The sequence below is a fragment of the Marinospirillum insulare DSM 21763 genome, assembly GCF_000686905.1.
In the GTDB taxonomy this organism is placed as follows: Bacteria; Pseudomonadota; Gammaproteobacteria; order Pseudomonadales; family Halomonadaceae; genus Marinospirillum; species Marinospirillum insulare.
Genome location: NZ_JMLW01000001.1, coordinates 139933 through 160482 on the forward strand (window position 1 = coordinate 139933; position 20550 = coordinate 160482).

Here is a 20550-nt window from a genome sequence, read left to right on the forward strand (position 1 = left end):
AGTTTTATGCTAAATTAACAAAACACCACCTAAAAAATAAAGGGAATTATGACGGTCAATTATTACAACCAACAAGCTGCCGCTTATTACAGTGCTACTGTTGATGTCGATATGCAGCCTGTTTACCAACGCTTTTTACCTTATTTACCTGAAGGTGGTCATATCCTTGATGCGGGTTGTGGTTCAGGACGTGATGCAAAAAAGTTTATGGATTTAGGTTTTAAAGTAACCGCCTTTGATGCCAGTAAAGAGCTAGTAAACCTAGCCAAACAACACTCAGGCTTAGCTGTTAAGCATTCCACCTTTATAGACTTTTCTACACCCACACCTGTGAATGGTATTTGGGCTTGTGCCTCTTTACTTCATCTTCCCTTGTCAGAGCTTGCAGCAACACTTAATCATTTAGCCAAATTCTTAGTAGAAGGCGGTGCTTTTTACTGTTCGTTTAAATACGGCCAAAACGAAGTAAGCCGTGATGGTCGGCACTTTACCAACCTTGATGAAACTCAACTCGAACAACTTATAAAAAACTTGCCACTAAAACTAGCTGAGCATTGGATTTCAGGTGATTTACGCCCAGGGCGTGAGCAGGAAACTTGGCTAAATGCTGTATTGATAAAGGAAAACCAATGAGTGGGCTTTTTCTTGTAACTGGTGGGAGCCAAAAAGATCCTAGCTTTGACCAGCAACTATTACCTAGGCTGTTAGATGCTATCAATAGCACCACGGAAGTAAGCCATATAAGCATTGCAGTTGCATTTATTCGGCATAGTGGCTGGTGTCTATTGCATGAAGCACTATTTGAAGCTTTAGCCCGTGGCGTTGCAGTGCAAATTATAACTTCTGACTACTTGGATGTGACTGAGCCGATAGCACTAAGAAAAATGATGCTGTTAGTGGAGCGGGGTGCAAAGGTAAGTATTTATGAAAGTGCAGATAATGTTGGGTTTCATCTTAAGTCCTACTTATTTATCCAGCAGCAGACTGACCAGCACTTAGTTGGCTTGGGTTTAGTAGGTTCAAGCAATATTTCACTTGCAGCACTTACCCAATCCTTAGAGTGGAATTGGGAACTATGTATTGATGGAGAAGTTACCAGCCCAGAAGCTAAAGCTCTTTTAGCACTAAAAGCACAAATAAATAAACTAGTAGAAGACAATCGTTTAACACCTTTAACCCACACTTGGATAGATGCTTACTTAGAGCGTTACCAGCAAAGTTCGCTTAGCGATTTACGTGCTATTACTGGGGATAAAGCTAACGATGAAGTAAGTGAGCTTGAACCGCCTTCACCTAATGAAGTTCAAGTAGAAGCTTTGGCTGCCTTACATGCAACCCGTGAAAAAGGATTTAAGCGAGGTCTAGTTGTTATGGCTACTGGCTTAGGTAAAACTTGGCTGGCAGCTTTTGATGCAAGGCAACTCAAAGTCAAAAAGCTTCTTTTTGTTGCTCACCGTGATGAAATCATACGCCAAGCACAAGCAACTTTTATTCAAATGAACCCCAACAAAGCACACACGGGTTTATATAACGGGCAACAGCAAGAACAAGCAGATTGGTTATTTGCTTCAATCCAAACTTTAGGACGACCGGAACACCTACAGCAGTTTGGTGAAGATTATTTTGATTACATTATTGTTGATGAGTTTCATCACGCCACGGCACCAAGTTACCGCCGACTATTAGATTATTTTCAGCCCCAATTTTTACTGGGTTTAACTGCTACACCAGACAGAACAGACCAAGCCGATATTTTGGCTTTGTGTGATGATAATTTAGTGTTTGAGCGTGGTCTGCGTGATGCGATAGTTGATAAGCACCTTGTCCCTTTTATTTACCAAGGTATTTACGACGAATTTATAGATTACGATGAAATACCTTGGCGAAACGGACGCTTTGACCCCCATGCTTTAGATGTAGCTTTTGCTAGCCATAAAAGAGCAAATCATGCACTCGAAAAATGGCAAGAGTTCTCACAAACCAAAACCTTAGCTTTTTGTGTTTCACAAAAGCACGCCGATTTTATGGCCGGTGTTTTTAATCAAGCCGGTGTTAAGTCGGCAGCAGTTTACTCTGGCTCGGCTATACCACGTAACCAAGCATTAACTGAGCTAGCTGAAGGCAGTTTAAAAGTTATTTTCTCGGTTGATTTGTTTAACGAAGGGACTGATTTGCCAGCAATAGATACTTTGCTGATGTTACGACCGACTGAATCACGCATAGTTTTCTTACAGCAGTTTGGACGCGGCTTACGGCTTTGTTCAGGTAAAACGCACTTGATGGTTATTGATTTAGTCGGCAACCACAAAGCTTGTTTATTCAAACCAGAATTACTTAGGTCAATAACACAAACCCCGCCAGCTGATAAAAACATAAACAACGAAAAAGAAGCTGCTCTCCCTGAAGGCTGCTTTATAAACCTAGAACCAGAGCTAATCCCGTTATTAGAAAAGCTACATTTTGGTGGTCGCCTAAAGGTTGTTGATGATTATCGTCAACTAAAAGAAGAACTGGGGTATAGACCAACTGCAGTACAAGCTTTTCAAGCAGGTTTTAATTTCAGTAAACTACGTAAGCAGCACACCAGCTGGTTTGAGTTGCTAAAAGATGAAGAAGATTTAACCGTTTCTGAGTTAGTAGTGTTGAAAGAACTAGGCAGTTTTCTCTTAACTGGAATAGAAGCAACCACACTAAATAAAAGCTATAAAATTATTTTGCTACAAGCATTATTAGATTTAGATGGATTACGTAAGCCACCAACCTTAGCTAAGCTTGCTGAAAAATCACGCCAAGTATTAGAACGGCACCCAGATTTGTTAAAGCTAGACTTACCAGCAGCACAAATTAAATCAGAAGCTAATTCAAAGAGTTGGTTAAATTACTGGAAAGCCAACCCAATAAAATATAGTACTGGTGGTGATAGTAACTCCCAAGCAACCTATTGGTTTGAAATAAAAGATGATTACTTTACACCTCGCTTTTCACTACCAGAAGAAGAGTTAGAAACCCTGCAGCAAATGATGCAAGAGCTAGTTGACTTAAGGTTGGCAGAGTACAAATTAAGAAAGATTAAATAATATTTTTATAATAGGGAGATGATATGAAAGTTTTATTAAGTGGCTTAACAAAAGATATGAGAAGTAATAATGTTGTTTTTGTTGATAATAAGGAAAATGTTTTTAATAAGGGTGATGACTATACTGATTTATTTAATGACGATGAATATATTTTATTTCGAAGAAATGACATAAATGAAGAAAGTTTAGTGATTAAACCAATTCTAAATGGGTTTACAATCGAAATAAATAATTTTAATAATATTTTTAAGTTTAGGTCTATGGTATACCTAGATGTAGAAGATCAAGTTGTTGAAAATCAGCGGTATCTTAGAGGGAAACAGCCAGAAAACAACTATATCTATAGGCAAGGATATTATCAAGGTAATGTAGTAAGTGATGTAGTAAGTGATGTGGTAAGTGATGTGGTAAGTGATGCTGAGGGATCTGGAGAAGATATATTTAGAGTTTCATTTATATTAAAAACCAAAGGAAAAGTTTGGGATGATATATTTGACTTTATTGAAGGTTTTAATATTGTTGGTATAAGTGGTGCTAGCAGTGTGGCTAATGAAAGCTATAAAATAAAACTTTTAGGTTATTTAGGATATAATTTTGAACAAAAAGAATCACATGTAAGGGCATATTTTCACTTGGTTGGCTCGTTATATGAAATAGTTAAAAAAATGGCTTTGTTGTGTTTGACAGTAGAAACCTGCATGTATTTATATGATTTATCTATTTCTAACGATGTTGTAGTTTTAAATAATAACGAAGATGAAAATCAAGACTTAACAATTGATACGCTTTCGGAGTATGATTTATTTAAAAATTATTGTGAAGTACAAAAAAATAATAAAAAATTTAATTTAGATAGTTTTGATAAAGATAATGTGGTTTCTGCTCTTACAGGGTTATTAATGGGTAAACACATTATATTTTCTGGACCTGCAGGTTCAGGTAAGTCTACTCTAGCAACTATGATCGCTAGTTATTGGCTTAATACTAAAATGAGGGTATCAAATGATGCGGATCATTTGCCTATTATGTGTACCGCATCACCAGCTTGGTCTTATGGTGACCTTGTTGCGCGTTATATTCCAAGAAATGATGGTCATGGCCTTGAAGTAGATGAAGGTTTTTTGCTTAAAGCGCTTAGTGAAAAAAAACCATTAATAATTGATGAAATAAATAGAGCTAATATTGAATCTTGCTTTGGTGAGTTATATACACTAATGGCTGGGCATAGTGTTACCTTACCATTTAAAAAAATGATAGATAGTGGGGAGTTTGAAAATATAAAAATAAATTATGGTGAGGATCCAACTGATAGTATTAACTATTCTTTTTTTAAAAATTTTAGAATTTTTGGAACTATGAATGATAAAGATAGGACTATTTTACATGACCTTTCTTTTGCTATGTTAAGAAGGTTTTTTGTTATAAGTATACGTCACAAAGAATCTGTAGGTGATTTAGCTGAGCTTGTTAATAATGAAGTTTGTGGTGTTAATACGTTAAATGAGATGGATTTATTTGTTAAAAATTACATGAAGTCAAGTGATGCTTCTGAAGCTAAAGCTAGGCAGTTAGCTTTAACTCATTTTATTATACCAATGATTGATGCTATTGATATTCTGAGTGAGAATATTTTAATCGAGGTTTTAAGTTCTATGATTAGGTATGTTATGAGTGGGGAAGGGTGTAATGACAATGATGTTAAACTTCTAAAAAATGATCTGCAGTATAAGTATAAAGACTCATATTTACCAGAAAGTATAAAGAAAATTATTTTTGATAATTAGGATGATGTCATGTCGAAATTAAATTTCTTTATTGATAGTATTTGTAGTGACTGGGCTAGCTTTCCAAGTTTTGAAGGGAAGCTATCATCCAATGTATTTATTAAAATGGTTCTCTCATGGCTAGGGGACAAGAATGAAGAGACAAAAGATGAATTAATGAGAATATTTTTAAGCTCTATTTACATAACAGATGAACGATTAGCATATGAAGACATGCTTTTATGTTATGTGTATTCATTAAAGCCTAAAATTATTGATTCACAAGTGGAATCATCAGATGGGAATGTGGACTGGGCAAAAACTTATTTGTTAAAAATTACTGGAGTTAACAAATTTATCGTTATAGATAATAGCAACTATGGCGAGTTATCCAAGGTGCTACTTTATTTTGTTAGTGAAGCTTTGGATGATTTAAATGAATACCTTAGGAACTATTCTGAATTAGATTTAAATAATCTTAATTTATTTATTAAAAGAAAAAATAAAATGGAGGCTGCTTATAAAAGGCTGATTTTTTTAACTAATGGCTATGGTGTAAGTGTGAATAAAATTAGCCCTCCTTACCTTTTAAGAGTAGGTATTAAATCACAGGACATTAAGTTTTTTATAGATAAAATAAATCCGTTTGTTTATGGTGAAATAATAAAAAACTTTTATATGGATAGATATTTATTTTCTGATGAGGTATTTAAAGTTAATGAAGATTATATGTTTGAGGGTGCTGTTTTTATGCGAACAGTTCTATCTATATGTAATTCATTACAAAGAAAGAGCATCCCATTTTTATTGAGTTTCTGTAACTTAGAGAGGCTTTTTAAAATCGAATTTAACAATTTTACGGTGCGTATTGGTAAAAAAAGACCAGATATTATGCTTGCCAGCTTTACAAGTAAAGAGTTCTCTTGTCTATATAAAGATTCAAGCTTAGAGGTAGTAAACAAATACATTTCAAAAGCTTCAGGGTTAGAGCCAGATGTTGTTATCTGTAGAGCTAGTATTGATTCTGATGGAAAAATAAAGCCTAAGTTCTGTTTTGTTGATGCAAAAAATTATAATGAACTTAGTTCAAAAGTTATACGGGATCAATTTCTTTATAATTATTTATATCGTTTAGATGTAAATGGCTTTAACTGGTCGCCTGGCTCAATTTTAGTTTTTCCTACTAAAGAGGTTTTTAATAAAGGTGAGAATGTTTCTTTTGATTCTAAAGACCCAGTAAAGATTTTTTCTATAGATCAACTGAGCTCAGATAATGAGATTTTTGATTTCTTAATTGATGATTATTCTTAATTTTATATACAAGTAGGTTATGCATAGTTTAATTAGAGTTTAAAGCTAATTTTAACTTTAGGAGGTAAGTATTATATTTAAAAGAACACAATTATTGCAGCAGTTCTTTTAGCCTGGTAACCAGCTTGCCTTGATTTTTATTCTTCTTCGCCATTAATTAAGATACTGGTTAACCACCAAACGAACCCAAACAGGGTAACCCAAAGTGCTCTGGTTGTTAAGGATTTATCTTTACCAAAGATATTTTGAATAGCAGCTAGGGCTACTAGTGGTAAAACAAGCGCATAAATAACTTTAAAGGGTGCAACCAGTAACCCTGAAAAAATGCCTTCATTAATAAAAACACTGCGTACTGTTACGCCAGCGGCTACGGCTAAGCCAGCATAGATGAATAGGTTTAAATAGTACTCTTCACTTGCTTTCCAAGCTTGCCATTCTTGGGTACTAACTTCGGCTTGCTCTGGCGCCATTATTCCTACAACAATTCCGCCAAGCAGCAGAACGCCCCAAGGTGCAAAGGATAAAACTAAGTCACTTATGGAGTTATAAAAAACTAATTTATTATTAGCAACAGCAACCACCAAGCCAATTAAAAATGCCAAAATAGCTAAGCCAATAACAATTTCCATTAATAACCTCCTTTTATTAATCTAAACGCTTTGCTGGTATTTATTAAACACTTCTACCAGCTTGTCTATGGCTTGGCTTTCTCCTGCCTTGTAGGTGGTTTTTAAAATCTCCATTACCTCCAGTGAAAACTCTGGCTCATCTTCTTCATCTTTATCAGGCACTAGCAGCTTGCCTTGGGTGGCTGGAAACCTTTCATCAAACAGGCTTAGGTTTTGGGTTATTAAGCTTAAAGCATGGGTGATAACTTCGATTACCCAAGTGTCTTTAAGCAGGTTTTTTGTGTGCCAGTATTGAATCCAGTCATCTAGTTCGGGTGTGGCGGCGGGATCATCAAAGAGCGCACGAAAATCTTCAAGGCTAATGCCTGCTATATCAATAGCTATTAACTTGTTACCTGTGCTTAAGCCTTCTAATATTTTGTGTTTGGTTTTTTCTAATAATGCCAGCATTTCACGGCGTTTTAGCTGGGTAGCGCAGGTATGAATAATTTGCCAATCTGTAAACCAAACCGTAAAACTTTCAGGGGCGCTTAGTCTGTCTGTATTCCATGACCATTTTTTGGGCATTTTAAAGCTGCGCATTTTTTTGTGGCGCATAACTAGGTGTTGGCGTGTGCTCCATACCCAATTAAGTGAAGCTTTGGTTAGCATTAAATCCCTTAGCTCGGTGAGTGCTAACGGAAGACTTTCAACAGCTTTTTCTTCTAGGGCGCTGCGCATTGCTTGACGGTTGAATTTCATGGGTGTTTCTCCTTAAATTATTAAGCTGCTTCTAGTTGTTGGCTAAGTGCTAAAAGTGCATCGGCTAGGTCGGTTATGTCTTTGCGCCAGGCAAGTTTTTTTAACCAAGCTTTGGGTAACTGTTCTTCACCGTAAGCAGCACCGGCTAATTGCCCGGCTATGGCTGCGACGGTATCGGCATCACCACCTAAATTGGCGGCTAGCAGTAGGGTGGATTCTAAATCTTCGCCTTGCCAACAAGCCCAAAGGGCATTTTCTAGCGCTTCAATAACGTAAAAACCATCGCCTAGGTGTTCTCTTTTTAGGTGTAAGTATTCACCGTTGAGTATTCTTTGAATAGCAGTGCTTTTGGGTAAGCCTGGGTGTTCTGGGTTCATTAACACGCTGCGTAAGCTTTCGCCGCTGATTACTCTGTCTAGAATGTTGGCAAAAACTAAAGCTGCATCTATACAGTCGGGGCTGGCGTGGGTGGTGCGGGTGCTGTCGATTACCCAGCGCCATATCAGGGTTTGTTGGCCGTGGGCTGCCAAAACCGCTGGCGCTAAGCGCATTAGAGCACCATTGCCGCTCATGCTGGGGTTGGTGTCGCCTGCCCAAGGGTCGTCGCTTAGGTTGAATCTTGCTAAAGCGCGGTGAGTGGCGTTGCCTATATCGAAGCAGTCGCCAGTGCAGCTCATGTAGCCTTCACTGTACCAACGCCAGTAGCGTTGCATTTGGTCTTTGGCGCAAAAGCCTTGTTTTTCTACCAAGCTTCTAGCAAGGCATAGGGCTAGGCTGGTGTCGTCTGTCCATTGGCCTGCTTCTAGGTTCCAGCAGCCGCCAGAGCTCATGCCGGTTAGGGGTTCAAAGCTGTCGCGTCTTCTAAATTCTACTGGTGCACCTAGCGCATCACCGCAAGCTAAACCCAGCAGAGCACCGCGGTAAGCAGAAGTTAAGTTTTTCATCTTGCTTCTCCTAATTAAGTGGGTTTAGCGTTTAACAGCAACAAAGTGCTGGGGGTGAATTGCTTGGCCAACAGTGTGGCGATAAGCAACTAAAGTGCCGCCATAGGCAACGCCAAAGTCGGTGCAAACTTGAAACTCGCTGATGGGTTCTAATTCACTTTTGGGCTGCAAGCCGTAATGACCAAAGAAAACTGGCGCATCAGAAGTGGGCGGTGCCAAATCCCTTTGTAGGGGAACTTCTGAAAACTCATAGTCGGCAACTGGGTTCTGCCACCAGCGCACACGTTGTCTGCGTGTAATAAAACCACTGCGGTCGGGCTTATCTAAAGGTGTGTGTTGGCAACCAGCCACGATTAAATCAATAGCGTAATAAACGGGGTTGCCTTTGCTGATGCAGGCATTGAGCGCAGCATCATTTAGGCTAGTAATTTTGGCCTTTTTGAGGCACTCAATGGCTTTATCATCCCAGCAAGCATGAACTACACGTAAATCTGGTTCATCTATCCATAGGGGCTGTTTCTTTAACCAAATTAGTGCTTCTGCTAGCGCTTCTTGCTGGCTAATTAATTCGTCTGCAAGGGTGTTGTAGTCATAAAAATGATGGTCAAGTAAATAATCAAACAGGTCATAAGCAAAGTCTTCATCTTGCCAGTCCAGTAGTGAATCTTGCACTGTACGCAATAAATTTAGCTCGTGGTTGCCTACCACTGCTTGGGCGGCACCGGCTTCTACCATGGCTTTAATTTGGAGTAATACCTGGCCTGCTTCTGGGCCTTTATCAATTAAGTCGCCTACAAAAATGGCTTGGCGTTCTGGGTGTTGCCATACGCCTTGTTCTTGACGGTAATCTAGGTCAGCTAATAGCTGGTTAAGTAGCTGTAATTCACCGTGTACATCACCAATAATGTCGAAGTGCTTTGCTGTTTGATTTATGGCTGTCATCCTGTTTCTCCTAAGTGAACTTAAGAATAACCCGCCGATGCGACAATCAGTGTCGCTCATAATTTTTATTATTTATAAATACTTAAATATGAGTATAATGCTTGAATAAAGGCTAGATATACTTATATTTGATACTTTTTAGGGTGAATGCTTTGGCGCTAGTACAGCTAGGAAACAACTTAAGGGCGGCTCGTAAAAAACACTTCCCTAGAGATGATTTAAACGCTTTTGCGTTACGCATAGGTGTAAGTCGAGCTACTTTACAGCGTATGGAGAAAGGGGATTTAAGTGTTTCTATGGGGAGATATTACCAAGCTGCACAGGTGCTAGGGTTAGAAGAGCCTTTTATGCAACTTCTGGAATTGCCAGTGAGCCTATTTGATGATTAAGCGTTTTGACCTTTATTTAAATACTGCAGAACTAGGTGTTATTCATTTAGCTGATGTTGCTTTGCAAGAAGAGCAAGGCACGGTTAGCAGGGTAGGCTTTCGCTACACAGCTAAATACCTTAATCATCCTCAAGCTTTTGCTATAGACCCAGCCCAGTTACCTTTAAGCAATAAAGAATTTAACTTAACTTGCAAACAAGCTGCACCTGCTTTTATTGATGATTATTTGCCTGATGCTTGGGGCAGAAAAGTATTAACGCGCTTAGCAATGCAACACTATAAACAACGCTTAAATGCTAACTGTATTAGCGAAATGCTTAGCTTTTCTCAACAGGTTCATAGCCGTATTGGTGCCTTGTGTTTTGTTGAGCAGGGACAAGCACCTAATTATGCTGTAGGTATTTCACTTGAACAATTACAGAAGGCAGAGTTAACAGCGCATAAAATTGATCAACAAGATTTTGTGAACTTGGATGTTAATGCTATAGGGCTAATGTACTTAGCTAACTCGGGTTCTGGTGTAGGAGGTGCAAGGCCTAAAGCTTTGGTGCATGACCAAACTTCAGCTTATTTAGCTAAATTTAACCGTACCAGCGACCCTTACAATAATGCACGAATAGAGCTAGCTTGCTTACTAATGGCGCAGGGTGCAGGTATTAATATCGGTAAAGGTAAAGTTGTTACTGATATTAACCAACGTGATGTTTTGCTCCTTAACCGCTTTGATATTTTGCGTACTACTCGCCATCATTTAATTACTGCCAATGGTTTGCTTAAGCAACCTAATACACAGCAAGACCCGGGTTACAGCTTTAGTTACGATGATTTGTACCGGCTTTTGCAGCGTTATTCTTTCAATATAGAAGAAGATTTAGAGCAGCTTTTAAGGCTTATGTTATTTAATGGTGCAATCAATAATACCGATGATCATGAGCGTAACTTTAGCTTTATTCACACTGCTCAGGGTTATCAGTTAGCACCAGCTTATGATTTGGTGCCGAGTATGGTTTTAGGTGAATACCATGCAGCAGGTTTTGATTACAAGCCCTACCTTCCTACTCTTACTGAAGCCGAGAAAATGAGCAAAATATTTGGTTTACCTAAAAGTAAGGTTAGTGCTATCGCTCAGGAAGTACGCCATGCAATTGAGCAATGGTTTAGTTATGCAGAACAAGCGGGTGTTAGTGAAGAGCAGGCGCAAAGGGTTCAGCAAGTCTTTAAAACCTAAACTTAAGTTTATCTTAGTCATTTTCTTTCGTAGTCAACTGACTAAAAGCTAGCGTTAATGCACGTTGCCTTAGTTTTTGCGGGTCGAGTTCACTAAAGTCGATTGAGGGGTCGCAGTTGGTTTGCATTTGTTCGCTGGTTTGGCTGCCAATTATTTTTAGGTAGCTTCTGATTTGTTGTACTACTTCTTGCTGGTCTTCTTTTACATCTTTAGCTGGGTTGGCGTTCAGTTCTAAAAAAGTTTTTTCTAGTGTTTCTAGTTGCCAAGGCAGGGGCGTGCAAAGGTAAACATATTGGCTAAAAAGTGGGTGGTGTTTAAATTTAGCTAGCCATTGGTAAATGGGGTCTTGGTGGGGGCGCAAGAGTACTGGCTTAGCTTCTTGTGGGTCGCTGCTTTGCAAAAAATGGCTGTAAGCCGTTAGCCAATCTTTTAGTCGGGCGTTGAGTTGCACTTGCATACGGTCGTTGATAGTTCCGCTTGCCTGAATCCATTTGTGGGCATTTTTATTTAACCAAAGGGCTAAACCTTCGAGTTGGTAGCGTTCTTCAAGCAGTGGCCAGGTGGTTTTTTGCATTGCCTTCCTCTTGGGTGGTTGGGTTGGGGCTGCTAAAAGCTAGGCTTAGCGCTCTTTGTTGTAAGCCATAAATATTTAAGTCGTTAAGGCTTATGTAAGAGGTCATACCTTCTAGTTTTTCGCTTGCTTGGCTGCCGAACATTTTTAAATACACACGTATTGAAGGTGCGTTTGCTCGCCAAGCTAGGGTGAGTGCATCCATTGTCCAAGGTAAAGGAATGCATAAATAAATATAGCGAGCCAATGTTTTAGGCGGTGGGTTTTGCTGGCTTAGCCACTGGTAAAGCGTGTCGTCATGCCTTGCTAGTTGAAACAAGCGCCTACGACCTAGTTGGTCTTTTTCTTGGCAACTAGCTGCATATTTTTCTAACCAAATATCTAAGCGCTTGAGTAGGTTTTCTTCCATGTGCAGTGTGTGTTGGCTGCGATTGCCATAAAACTGCCAGCGGTCGATGGGGTGGCTGTGCAGTAACCAAGTAGCTAGCCCTTCTAAAAGAACACGCTCATTTTTTAAGCATTCTTCTTGTGCCTGCTTTTCAAGTTCTTCAGGAGTTGGGGCTGTATCAAAAAGTGGATCAATGCTTCGAAAAAAATCATCTAAATCATCTAAATTATCTTCAGTCATAAGCACTCCTAGTCACTGGTTGAATTGTTTAAGTAAACAACATTGCCCCATTCTGCAGGTTGTTCGCCATCTTCGGTTAGTACCCAAAGCACTGGGTAGCTAGGTGGGTGAGCTGGCGCTGGACCAAAACCATCCGTCAGGTAAATAAAGCAGTCGGGCTGCATACTGGCCGCACGTTCAAAAGGTGGAATTAAGCTAGTGCCACCGCCGCCTACCACTTCAAAATCATCTAATTTATGCAGGTCTTCAGAGCTAAGTTGTTGCTCGTGAGTAATTTCGGTGCTGCACTGTATTAGCGTGAGTTCAACCTTGTCGAAGCTGGTTAACAGGCTTTTTAATTCGCTAACAAAGGCGGGTAGTTCATCGGCTGTACTGCCGCTAATATCCAGCGCGACCACTAGTTGTAAACGACTGCCTTGCATGCCGGGCAAAATAACTTTGCGGTGCAGGTGGCGGCGTGAAGGCCTGTTCCAGCTGCGGCTACCGCCATAAGTACGCTGCACAAATTGGCGCAGCGTTTGTTGCCAAGGCACTTGCGGTATAACTCGTTCGTTTATCCAGCGTTTAAGTGTTTCGGGCAGGTTGCCGTATTGTTGTGAAGCTTGGCTGGCGGCAACAAGGCGTTCTTGCCATTCACGCTTAACCTGTTCACCACCTGAGCCGGGTGCATAGTCTGGGTCTAAAACCCACTGCTCGTTTTCTTCGCCCTCTTCGCCTGAGCCACCACTTTTTTCAGCTGAATGGTCGCCAGCAATGGGGTTGTGCAGGTCAAAGCTTTGTTGCAGGTTCGCTTCTTTAGGGTTGGCTAATAGCCACTCATAGATATTTTCTGCACTGGGCGTGGTGTCTGGGTGTTGGGCTAGGTATTTTTTAAACAGCACTGCATTGGATGGCATACTAAAACCATCTTGTACCAAAAGGCTGTTCACCTCATGGTCGGTGGCTAAATTCCATAAGCGATGGTCTCTGCCCAGCGCTCTATCAAAGTGCTTAGCAACACAGTGCCAAACCTCATGGGCGAGCACAAACAGCCGGTTATCTGGGTTGAGCTGTTGTAAAAATAACGGATTAAAAAATACCCGCTCACCATCCGTGGCGGCGGTGGGTAGGCGTGAATCGACCACTGGAATAAGCTCTAGGTGCAAGGCTAGGCTGGCAGTAAAAGGGTGCTGCAATAATAGGCGAGCACGGTCATCTACCCAAGCTTGTAACATGGCTTTTTTAAGCGCCTGTTCTTCTTCGTTAGGCAACCTAAAGCTATTTTTGGTGGCCGCTTCAATCATAGTGAGTTACCTGCCATTTGCGGTAGCGCCTCGCTTGTTTGGCCATCTTCTTTATCAAAACAATGTTGCTGGGCACGGGCTAACACCTGCCCATGCAGTTTTGACCAAGCGTCAAACTGGCCGTGAGAAAAAATAGCCTCCGCACGGGCGAGTTGTTCGGCTTCATCTTTACCGTCCATTGCATCCATCATGGCCATAGTGGCAAAGTCACTGGGTAGCTTTAGGCCAATTCTAAAAAAGTGCTCTAGGTAAATTCTTTGTTGTTTTTCATCTTCCGCACGCCATAGGTGATAACCCAAAGCAGCACAAAGGGCGAAGCGTTGGTCAGCACGTTCGGGCAATTGAAAGCTAATATCGCCTTTTAGCAAGGCTTGAATATCCGGCAACTCGTCTGCCCAACGGCAAAAGGCTAGAAATTCTGTGGCACTGGCTTCACCCACTAGGCCATGCACCATTAGCGCAAAAGAATCTTGGCTTAATAACTGCTTGTGGGTCATTAAACGAGCAACCCTTTCCCAGCTGCGAGGGCTAGGCCAGCCACGTTCTAGGTTGCCTTGCATACTAAAAAAGGCCTGAGGGCGAAAACGTAAAAAAGCCGTTACGCTAGGATTAAGTGCTTGGCTAGAAGCCCAGCGCACCCATTCGTCTAGGTTAGGTGCTAACTCTAGGTGGCAAAAACGGTTCGCCAAAGCGCTAGAAAGCGTCATGGCTACCGCTCTGTCTTCAGAACGGTTACCTGCCGCACAAATTAGCCAGCCATCGGGTACTTTATAAAGGTCGCCAAGGCGGCGGTCTAAAATAAATTCATAGGCAGCCACTTGTAGCATTCGGTCGGCTGCGGTGAGTTCATCAAACAAAATAATGCCACGGCTGTTAGGGTCTCTGGGCCATTCAGAAGAAAGCAGCCAGCGCACTTCATCGCCTTCGGGCACAGGTAAACCACGCAGGTCTACAGGTTCACGCTGGGCAAGGCGCACATCAATAAAATCAACGCCCTGCTCTTTGCAAAGCTCACGAATAACCGTGCTTTTGCCCACCCCAGGCGGCCCCCACAACATAATGGGCGGTAACTGAGCAGCCATTTCTGGGTGCTGCCAAAGTAGTTGTAATTGGTGTTTAATGATTTCTTGTGTTTGAGTTAGGCTAGCGGTTTGGCTCATGTGTTTTCTCCCTGTCGATGCTTCAACTATAAACTGAGGTAGCGACAAACTAGGTCGCACTTAGTTAGACTAAGCAGTTAACATTACCTTTGGTTACCGGAATAATCTATGCCTAATACAAATAACTCATTACTTATTCACCGTGCGGAAGGGGCGTTACTTGGCCATGCGTTAGGTAATGCCTTGGGCTTGGGTTATGAATCTTGCAGCCGTGAAACCCTGCCCTTTATTGACCGCCTAGCTATGCCGGGGCGTTTTCTTCCCCCGGGTAGTTGGTCGGATGACACAGGTTTAATGTTGAGCTTGGCTTATAGCTTGTTAGAAAAAGGCTTTGAACCGGAAGACCAAATGCTGCGCTATTTAGCTTGGCAAGATAAAAAAGCCGATAAACGCTGCTGGCCTTTAGAGACACCGCCGCCACCTTTAGGCAGTTCAACCCAAGCCGCGCTGGAAAAATTTCGCCATACTGATGAAGTGTTTAGTGGCAATACTTCCAGCTATTCAGCAGGTAATGGCGGCTTAATGCGTTTATTGCCATTGGTGATTTGGAATTTAAACCTAGCCGATGAAGGTAAGTTTTTACAGCAGGTGGCGGATGCAACACGCACCACCCACGGTAGCTTAATTTGCATAGAAGCCAGCCAGCTACTGGCTTTATTATTGCGCCATATTTTGTTGCGTGATGAAACCGCTGAGATAGAAACCTGCCTGTTAGCTTTTGCAGATGCCTATTGGGAAGATGAAGATATTGGCGCTTTAGCTGCCGGTGATTATTTAACTAAGCCAGAAGCCGCAATTCGTTCAGGCGGTTATGTTTTAGAAACTTTAGAAGCGGCTTTATGGGCTTTTTCAACCAGTTCAACAGCAAAAGAAGCACTAATAACCGCAGTAAATTTGGGCGGTGACTGCGATACCGTAGCGGCCATTACCGGCTCCTTAGCTGGCGCTTGGTATGGCGTTGAACAGCTGCCAGAAGATTGGCTAGATGATTTAGTCGAAGCCAGCAGTATTAAAGCCTTGGGTAAAAAGTTATTAAAAGGGGCAGCGGTATGAGCGAGGCTAACAAGGAAAAGTTTAAATTCGAGCTGCTAATGCTCGAAGTATTAGAAGCCCACCCTAAAGGCATTACTGCGCGAGAGTTAACCCAAGCCATTCGAAAACTTGCTGAAGAACGTAGACTAGAAGAACTGATTAATTCACCAGAAAATAACTTAAAACGCCGAGTTGAACGCAACCTTAAAAAACTAAAAGCCACCTATGGTGATTTAATCGACCTAAATGATTTGCAAAAGCCTTATATATGGAGCTGTGTAGGTTCGCAATCACTTATACCTAATTTATTTAAAGCCGATTTACAGCTGGCGCTTTATTTACACCTGCACCAACAACGCACCCTGCAACTACTGCCCAGCAACCTACAAGAAAAACTCCGCAAGCTAAATGCTTTTGGTAGTTTTAATCTTGAAGCCCATTTTTCTGAATTAACCCAATTATTTAGCCGTGCTTTAAGCATTACCAAAGACTCTATTCACCCAGAGTTTCCTCCTGTATTAGAAGAAGTACACCAAACCCTATTAGACGCATTAAAAAACGAACAATATTTAGATATAACCTACCAAGCCTTAGCAGGTGAGCAAAAATTAAGCCGCCTACTGCCGCTTAAACTGGTGGTTTTAAAAGACCGGCTGTTTTTATTGGCAGTACAAAAGAGCGCTAGTGAGCCAGAACCTGTTTTGTTAGCACTGCATAGAATGGCCAGTGCAAATCAGGTTGGGTTGTATTTGAATTTATCAGAATTTGAGGCAGAAACCACCCTAAGGAAAATGCTGGGTACAGGCGCAAGCAGCCAAAAATTAGAATTACAAGTGACCGCAGAACTGGCCGATTACTTGCTAGATTACCCTTTAGGCATAGGCATGAAATTAACACCCCTAGCCGAAACAACCAGCCCTTACACCCACCAACTCACCTGCTGGATAGAACTAGGAACAGACTTTAAATACTGGTTAACGCAACACCAAAACCAGCTAAAAGTTATGGGTTCAGAAAGAGTGATAAGGTGGTTGAAGCGGTTAGAGAGGGGGTAGTAAAGTTTTAGCTTTTTAAGGCTTAGCCAAAGCATAAATAATTTCACCGACCATTTTTCGCTTTTCTGGCGGCAAAGATAAAAACACCTCCATTGCTTGGCGCTCTTCAGGCGTCATAGCAGCATCCCAGCGCTTACGCTGTTGCTTTACCGAGCCGTGCAACTTTTCACCAAAACGCAACCAATGCGGGTCTACATTCAGCCACTCGGCTAAAACCTGCAATCTGTCTTGGGTAGGGATAGCTTCACCTCTTAACCATCTTCTGCCTGTTTGGAAGGAAATAGGCTTTCCCCAATAGCGCTGATTAAACTCATTTTCTAAAACTATAGGGCGAGAAGCATAACCAGCAGCAAGCAGGGATTCTATTAGGCGTTCACTAAATAATTTGGCTTCATTCATGACTTGGCAAGTTAAAGCAAATTAAATGCAGTCATTTACTTCCAGCTAACAAAATTGAACAAAGTAGTTAATTCCGGTTAAACTGCTGTGAATTTTTTAACGGACAAAAAAATGACAGCAGCAAAAAACCAACCAACTCCCTTTAGAGACGATATCAACGGCCTGCGTGCTTGGGCTGTAATAGCCGTTTTACTTTTCCACTTTAAAGTACCCGGCTTTAGCGCTGGCTTTATAGGCGTGGATATTTTCTTTGTTATTTCTGGTTTTTTAATGACAGGAATAATTGCCAGAGGCTTAGCCAAAAATAACTTCTCTATTTGGCAGTTTTATATGGCACGCTTTAGACGCATAGTGCCTGCGGTAGCCGCTCTAATTGCTGTGTTATTAATTTTGGGCTGGTATTGGCTGCCAACGCCTGACTACCAAACGCTGGGGGCGCAATCGGCTTACTCATTAAGCTTTTTATCGAATATTCATTATTGGCGTTCTGCTGGTTATTTTGATGCCGCTGCTCACGAAAAATGGTTGCTGCATACCTGGTCTTTGGGTGTGGAAATGCAGTTTTACCTATTGTTTCCAATTTTTGCGTTAGTTGTTTGGAAGCTAAAACCCAGTTTAAAAGTATTTTTTTACTGCCTAGTGGTTCTAGGTTTAGCGTCTTTAGCTCTGAGTATTTTAGCCAGCAGTTGGAAGCCAGTTGCCGCTTTTTACTTGTTACCTACTCGCGGTTGGGAGTTAGCTGCTGGTGGTTTAGTTTACTTCTTAAGCCAAAACAAAAGTTTTACCAGCCAGCAAAACAAACTGTTTTATTTAATTGGCTTAATTTTATGGCTGATTAGTTTTGTGGTTATAGACAGTAGCCTAGCTTGGCCTTCAGGTTGGGCGCTTTTACCAGTGGCGGGTACGGCACTTATTATTTTGGCAGCACAAAACAACACCTTGCTAATGGGTAACTTTATTGCCCAATGGCTGGGCAATATTTCTTACTCGGTTTACTTATGGCACTGGCCGCTAGTGGTGGCTTTATATTTTGCAGGCTTGCAAGGTGACTGGTTATGGATAACCGGCTTTTTTGCACTAAGCCTAGTGCTAGGCCATTTAAGCTATAAGTTGATAGAAATCCCAACCCGAAAAGGTTTAGTTAAGCTAAGTTTTAGCAAACAATTTGCCAGCTTTGCCCTATTGGCTTTAGTGATAGGCATAAGTGCAGTCAGCGTTAGATTATTTACCTTTGAAGGTAGGCTGCCAGAAGCAGTAGAGATAGCTGCGGCAGAAGCAGAGAATAAAGACCCTAGAGCTTCTGAGTGTGCTCCTAATCAAGAACAAGTTTCACCTAGCTGTATTTATGGTAGCGGTGCACTAGGAGCAATTATGATAGGTGATAGCCATGCTATGGCAACCATCACAGCCTTACAAAAAGCAGGACAACTATTTGACAAAAGCTCATTATTTTTAGGTAAAAGCGGGTGCAGGCCAGTAAGAAATCTTAAGAGTATTGAGAACAGTCAGTGCTATGATTTTAACAATAAATTATTAGATTTTGAGCTTCCCAAGCTTGCTAACACAGGTGTTCCGATTGTTAATGTAACAAGAATTACAGGGCAGTTTATGGGGCCAAATGAAGACTCAGATAGCAAACCAACGGGGTATTTTAATAAGGTACCTAAAAACCATGCTGATCAAACTTTTATGATGGAGTTTAGAGATGCTTTTATAGAAACAACCTGCAAAATGGCTGAACGTAATCCTGTATATATAACTCGCCCTATACCAGAGGTTGTTCAGCATGTTCCAAATACTTTAGCTAAAAATATGATGTTTGGTCGTAAGGCAGAAGACGTAAAAATAACGCTTGATGAGTATTATAAAAGGCATACTTTTACTTGGGCAATGCAAGATGAAGCAGCAGAAAAGTGCGGTGTGAAAATTCTTAACCCATTACCCTACTTGTGTGACGATACCTATTGTTATGGTTCTAAAAATGGCAGACCGCTCTATTACGACGATGACCACCTTAGCGAATACGGTAATAAATTCTTAGTACCTATGTTTGAAGAAGTGTTCAAAGCCAACTAAGTTTTAGCGCTCCACCCCAACAAGCAGCAGGTTGTTTGTTTTGTGAATTTGGCGTGGGGCGTTGCGCTTCTTGCTAAGCAAGGCGTTAAAAAAGAACCTGTTTGAGCAAGCCTGCTTGCGAGTTGTTCTTTTTAGCCAGCGCAGCTTAGAAGCACAGCCCCTAAGCCTTAAACAAAATAAATACCTGCACTTCCCACCCCTTACTTGCAACTATTTTGACCTACCCTCAAGTAAAGCAACTAATCTATTGCTTAGCTTGCATTAAGAAGCTAATGTGTTGCTTATATGTCAAGAGGCAACTTATATGCTTACAAAGTTAGGTTCACTACACCAGCAGCTTAAACAAAGGCGACTTGCATTGGGTTTAAAACAGAGTGATATGCTGATGCGTGTTGGTATGTCACGTCAGCAGTATCAGCGTTTAGAATCACAAGGTAATCCAAGATTAGATACGCTAGAGTTAGTTGCCAAAGGCTTAAATGGTCAGGTGGTTTTTATTCCACAAGAAAAACTAAGCGAGGTAATGGCGGTGTTAAATCAAAAACAACACGAGCCTAGCCAGCATTATGAAAACTCGTTACCGCTAGCAGATGACCCATGGCAAGGCTTGTTGGGAGATAGTGAGTGAAAGTCACAGTTCTTAAGTTAAGCTTACATGGCCAGCTAGTTGGTTATTTGGCTGGCTTTCAAAATGGCAAAAATGTTTTTAGTTTTTCTGAAGAGTTTAAAGAAAACTTAAGCCGTCCTACCTTAAGCTTAATTACTCACCCTACATTTCCTTTTCGAATAATTTAAATATTGACTTTATTGCGAATATTTCAAATAATTGAAATGTTTCACTAGGAGGTCGAAAAGATGAAAAATATACAAAACTTACCAAGTCCTGAAGAGATGGTTTTGGCAAAAATGAGCAGCCAAGAGCTTTCTGCGATAGTGAAAACTACCGGCAACTCACAGCAATTACAGGTCTTAGGAAAAGATGGGAAGAGCCACCAGATAGAAATACCATCGAGTGCATTAAAGCTACTTGTTGAGGTTTTAACTCAGCTAGGCCAAGGTAATAGCGTTAATATAATTCCTGTTCATGCAGAACTAACAACACAGGAAGCGGCAGATATGTTGAATATGTCACGCCCAACTTTCATAAAATTATTAGATAACAAAGAAATACCCTATAACCGCAAAGGCAATCGTCGAAAAGTCGCTTTTGTGGATGTGATGGAATATAAAAACACCCTAGATGCAAAGCGGTTAGAGGTATTAGATGAATTAAGCACTCTAGACCAAGAGCTTGGTATGGGTTAAAACCTTAAATTTGCTAT

Annotated in this window: 21 protein-coding genes; 12 read left to right on the forward strand and 9 right to left on the reverse strand. The window is 41.0% G+C overall.

Annotated elements, in window-relative coordinates; genetic code table 11:
• The first annotated feature begins 48 nt into the window (after positions 1–48).
• Genes BP27_RS0100715 through BP27_RS0100730 form a run of 4 tightly spaced genes read left to right on the forward strand, consistent with a single transcriptional unit; the run spans position 49 to position 6151 of the window.
• Positions 49–633 (forward strand): class I SAM-dependent methyltransferase, encoded by a 585-nt coding sequence (locus tag BP27_RS0100715; protein ID WP_027849904.1) that lies wholly within the window; start codon positions 49–51, stop codon positions 631–633.
• Positions 630–3077 (forward strand): DEAD/DEAH box helicase family protein, encoded by a 2448-nt coding sequence (locus tag BP27_RS14745; RefSeq protein WP_051610062.1) that lies wholly within the window; start codon positions 630–632, stop codon positions 3075–3077. Before BP27_RS0100715 ends, BP27_RS14745 begins: the two co-directional genes overlap by 4 nt.
• A gap of 23 nt (positions 3078–3100) precedes the next feature.
• Positions 3101–4861, forward strand: a complete 1761-nt coding sequence (locus BP27_RS0100725) for an AAA family ATPase (protein WP_027849905.1) — start codon at positions 3101–3103, stop codon at positions 4859–4861.
• Positions 4862–4870: 9 nt separating this feature from the next.
• The gene (locus BP27_RS0100730) at positions 4871–6151 is read left to right on the forward strand and encodes a hypothetical protein (protein ID WP_027849906.1); all 1281 of its coding nucleotides are present in this window, start codon (positions 4871–4873) and stop codon (positions 6149–6151) included.
• Positions 6152–6288: 137 nt separating this feature from the next.
• On the opposite strand, the gene BP27_RS0100735 is transcribed toward BP27_RS0100730, so the two are convergent.
• From BP27_RS0100735 to BP27_RS0100750, 4 genes are read right to left on the reverse strand one after another with little or no spacing between them, the layout of a single operon-like run.
• A complete protein-coding gene (locus BP27_RS0100735) occupies positions 6289–6780 on the reverse strand; it encodes a hypothetical protein (RefSeq protein WP_027849907.1) in 492 nt (163 codons plus the stop codon).
• Positions 6781–6801: 21 nt separating this feature from the next.
• Complete coding sequence (locus tag BP27_RS0100740; RefSeq protein ID WP_027849908.1) at positions 6802–7521, reverse strand: hypothetical protein; 720 nt, start codon at positions 7519–7521, stop codon at positions 6802–6804.
• A gap of 20 nt (positions 7522–7541) precedes the next feature.
• The gene (locus BP27_RS0100745; RefSeq protein ID WP_027849909.1) at positions 7542–8465 is read right to left on the reverse strand and encodes an ADP-ribosylglycohydrolase family protein; all 924 of its coding nucleotides are present in this window, start codon (positions 8463–8465) and stop codon (positions 7542–7544) included.
• A 24-nt stretch (positions 8466–8489) separates the two neighbouring features.
• Positions 8490–9407 carry a metallophosphoesterase gene (locus tag BP27_RS0100750; protein ID WP_027849910.1) on the reverse strand — a complete coding sequence of 306 codons (918 nt, stop codon included), beginning with the start codon at positions 9405–9407 and terminating at the stop codon, positions 8490–8492.
• Positions 9408–9559: 152 nt separating this feature from the next.
• On the opposite strand from BP27_RS0100750, the gene BP27_RS0100755 reads away from it, so the two are divergent.
• Positions 9560–9796 carry a helix-turn-helix transcriptional regulator gene (locus BP27_RS0100755; RefSeq protein ID WP_160169810.1) on the forward strand — a complete coding sequence of 79 codons (237 nt, stop codon included), beginning with the start codon at positions 9560–9562 and terminating at the stop codon, positions 9794–9796.
• Positions 9789–11024 (forward strand): type II toxin-antitoxin system HipA family toxin, encoded by a 1236-nt coding sequence (locus tag BP27_RS0100760; protein ID WP_036238934.1) that lies wholly within the window; start codon positions 9789–9791, stop codon positions 11022–11024. Before BP27_RS0100755 ends, BP27_RS0100760 begins: the two co-directional genes overlap by 8 nt.
• A 13-nt stretch (positions 11025–11037) precedes the next feature.
• On the opposite strand, the gene BP27_RS0100765 is transcribed toward BP27_RS0100760, so the two are convergent.
• The 4 genes from BP27_RS0100765 to BP27_RS14750 are packed head-to-tail and all read right to left on the reverse strand — an operon-like array spanning position 11038 to position 14666.
• Complete coding sequence (locus BP27_RS0100765; RefSeq protein ID WP_027849912.1) at positions 11038–11598, reverse strand: hypothetical protein; 561 nt, start codon at positions 11596–11598, stop codon at positions 11038–11040.
• On the reverse strand, positions 11570–12223 hold the full coding sequence (locus tag BP27_RS0100770; RefSeq protein WP_027849913.1) for a hypothetical protein: 654 nt from the start codon (positions 12221–12223) through the stop codon (positions 11570–11572). Before BP27_RS0100770 ends, BP27_RS0100765 begins: the two co-directional genes overlap by 29 nt.
• Before the next feature lie 8 nt (positions 12224–12231).
• Positions 12232–13506, reverse strand: a complete 1275-nt coding sequence (locus BP27_RS0100775; RefSeq protein WP_027849914.1) for a vWA domain-containing protein — start codon at positions 13504–13506, stop codon at positions 12232–12234.
• Positions 13503–14666 (reverse strand): ATP-binding protein, encoded by a 1164-nt coding sequence (locus BP27_RS14750; RefSeq protein WP_084324467.1) that lies wholly within the window; start codon positions 14664–14666, stop codon positions 13503–13505. The genes BP27_RS0100775 and BP27_RS14750 overlap by 4 nt, the downstream gene beginning before the upstream one ends.
• Positions 14667–14774: 108 nt before the next feature.
• Between BP27_RS14750 and BP27_RS0100785 the strand changes: the two genes are divergently transcribed.
• Both BP27_RS0100785 and BP27_RS0100790 read left to right on the forward strand, forming a co-directional pair.
• The gene (locus BP27_RS0100785; RefSeq protein ID WP_051610064.1) at positions 14775–15719 is read left to right on the forward strand and encodes an ADP-ribosylglycohydrolase family protein; all 945 of its coding nucleotides are present in this window, start codon (positions 14775–14777) and stop codon (positions 15717–15719) included.
• Positions 15716–16753, forward strand: a complete 1038-nt coding sequence (locus BP27_RS0100790; RefSeq protein WP_027849916.1) for a WYL domain-containing protein — start codon at positions 15716–15718, stop codon at positions 16751–16753. Before BP27_RS0100785 ends, BP27_RS0100790 begins: the two co-directional genes overlap by 4 nt.
• Before the next feature lie 15 nt (positions 16754–16768).
• Here BP27_RS0100790 and BP27_RS0100795 read toward each other — a convergent pair whose 3' ends face one another.
• Positions 16769–17152: a transcriptional regulator gene (locus tag BP27_RS0100795; RefSeq protein WP_027849917.1), complete on the reverse strand. Its 384-nt coding sequence runs from the start codon at positions 17150–17152 to the stop codon at positions 16769–16771.
• 111 nt (positions 17153–17263) lie between these two features.
• Here BP27_RS0100795 and BP27_RS0100800 point away from each other — a divergent pair, with 111 nt between their 5' ends.
• The 4 genes from BP27_RS0100800 (at position 17264) to BP27_RS0100820 (ending at position 20533) form a co-directional block, all read left to right on the forward strand.
• Positions 17264–19228 (forward strand): acyltransferase family protein, encoded by a 1965-nt coding sequence (locus BP27_RS0100800; RefSeq protein WP_027849918.1) that lies wholly within the window; start codon positions 17264–17266, stop codon positions 19226–19228.
• 304 nt (positions 19229–19532) lie between these two features.
• Positions 19533–19856 (forward strand): helix-turn-helix domain-containing protein, encoded by a 324-nt coding sequence (locus BP27_RS0100810; protein ID WP_027847863.1) that lies wholly within the window; start codon positions 19533–19535, stop codon positions 19854–19856.
• Entirely contained in the window at positions 19853–20023 is a 171-nt protein-coding gene (locus tag BP27_RS17235; RefSeq protein WP_160169811.1) for a hypothetical protein, read from the forward strand. Before BP27_RS0100810 ends, BP27_RS17235 begins: the two co-directional genes overlap by 4 nt.
• A 60-nt stretch (positions 20024–20083) precedes the next feature.
• Positions 20084–20533 (forward strand): helix-turn-helix domain-containing protein, encoded by a 450-nt coding sequence (locus tag BP27_RS0100820; protein WP_027849920.1) that lies wholly within the window; start codon positions 20084–20086, stop codon positions 20531–20533.
• Positions 20534–20550: the final 17 nt, after the last annotated feature.

Bases quoted from the DNA above. Each gene is read 5' to 3' on its own strand.
- BP27_RS0100715 (WP_027849904.1), top strand. From the start codon at position 49: ATGACGGTCAATTATTACAACCAACAAGCTGCCGCTTATTACAGTGCT.
- BP27_RS14745 (WP_051610062.1), top strand. From the start codon at position 630: ATGAGTGGGCTTTTTCTTGTAACTGGTGGGAGCCAAAAAGATCCTAGC.
- BP27_RS0100725 (WP_027849905.1), top strand. From the start codon at position 3,101: ATGAAAGTTTTATTAAGTGGCTTAACAAAAGATATGAGAAGTAATAAT.
- BP27_RS0100730 (WP_027849906.1), top strand. From the start codon at position 4,871: ATGTCGAAATTAAATTTCTTTATTGATAGTATTTGTAGTGACTGGGCT.
- BP27_RS0100735 (WP_027849907.1), bottom strand. From the start codon at position 6,780: ATGGAAATTGTTATTGGCTTAGCTATTTTGGCATTTTTAATTGGCTTG.
- BP27_RS0100740 (WP_027849908.1), bottom strand. From the start codon at position 7,521: ATGAAATTCAACCGTCAAGCAATGCGCAGCGCCCTAGAAGAAAAAGCT.
- BP27_RS0100745 (WP_027849909.1), bottom strand. From the start codon at position 8,465: ATGAAAAACTTAACTTCTGCTTACCGCGGTGCTCTGCTGGGTTTAGCT.
- BP27_RS0100750 (WP_027849910.1), bottom strand. From the start codon at position 9,407: ATGACAGCCATAAATCAAACAGCAAAGCACTTCGACATTATTGGTGAT.
- BP27_RS0100760 (WP_036238934.1), top strand. From the start codon at position 9,789: ATGATTAAGCGTTTTGACCTTTATTTAAATACTGCAGAACTAGGTGTT.
- BP27_RS0100765 (WP_027849912.1), bottom strand. From the start codon at position 11,598: ATGCAAAAAACCACCTGGCCACTGCTTGAAGAACGCTACCAACTCGAA.
- BP27_RS0100770 (WP_027849913.1), bottom strand. From the start codon at position 12,223: ATGACTGAAGATAATTTAGATGATTTAGATGATTTTTTTCGAAGCATT.
- BP27_RS0100775 (WP_027849914.1), bottom strand. From the start codon at position 13,506: ATGATTGAAGCGGCCACCAAAAATAGCTTTAGGTTGCCTAACGAAGAA.
- BP27_RS14750 (WP_084324467.1), bottom strand. From the start codon at position 14,666: ATGAGCCAAACCGCTAGCCTAACTCAAACACAAGAAATCATTAAACAC.
- BP27_RS0100785 (WP_051610064.1), top strand. From the start codon at position 14,775: ATGCCTAATACAAATAACTCATTACTTATTCACCGTGCGGAAGGGGCG.
- BP27_RS0100790 (WP_027849916.1), top strand. From the start codon at position 15,716: ATGAGCGAGGCTAACAAGGAAAAGTTTAAATTCGAGCTGCTAATGCTC.
- BP27_RS0100795 (WP_027849917.1), bottom strand. From the start codon at position 17,152: ATGAATGAAGCCAAATTATTTAGTGAACGCCTAATAGAATCCCTGCTT.
- BP27_RS0100800 (WP_027849918.1), top strand. From the start codon at position 17,264: ATGACAGCAGCAAAAAACCAACCAACTCCCTTTAGAGACGATATCAAC.
- BP27_RS0100810 (WP_027847863.1), top strand. From the start codon at position 19,533: ATGCTTACAAAGTTAGGTTCACTACACCAGCAGCTTAAACAAAGGCGA.
- BP27_RS0100820 (WP_027849920.1), top strand. From the start codon at position 20,084: ATGAAAAATATACAAAACTTACCAAGTCCTGAAGAGATGGTTTTGGCA.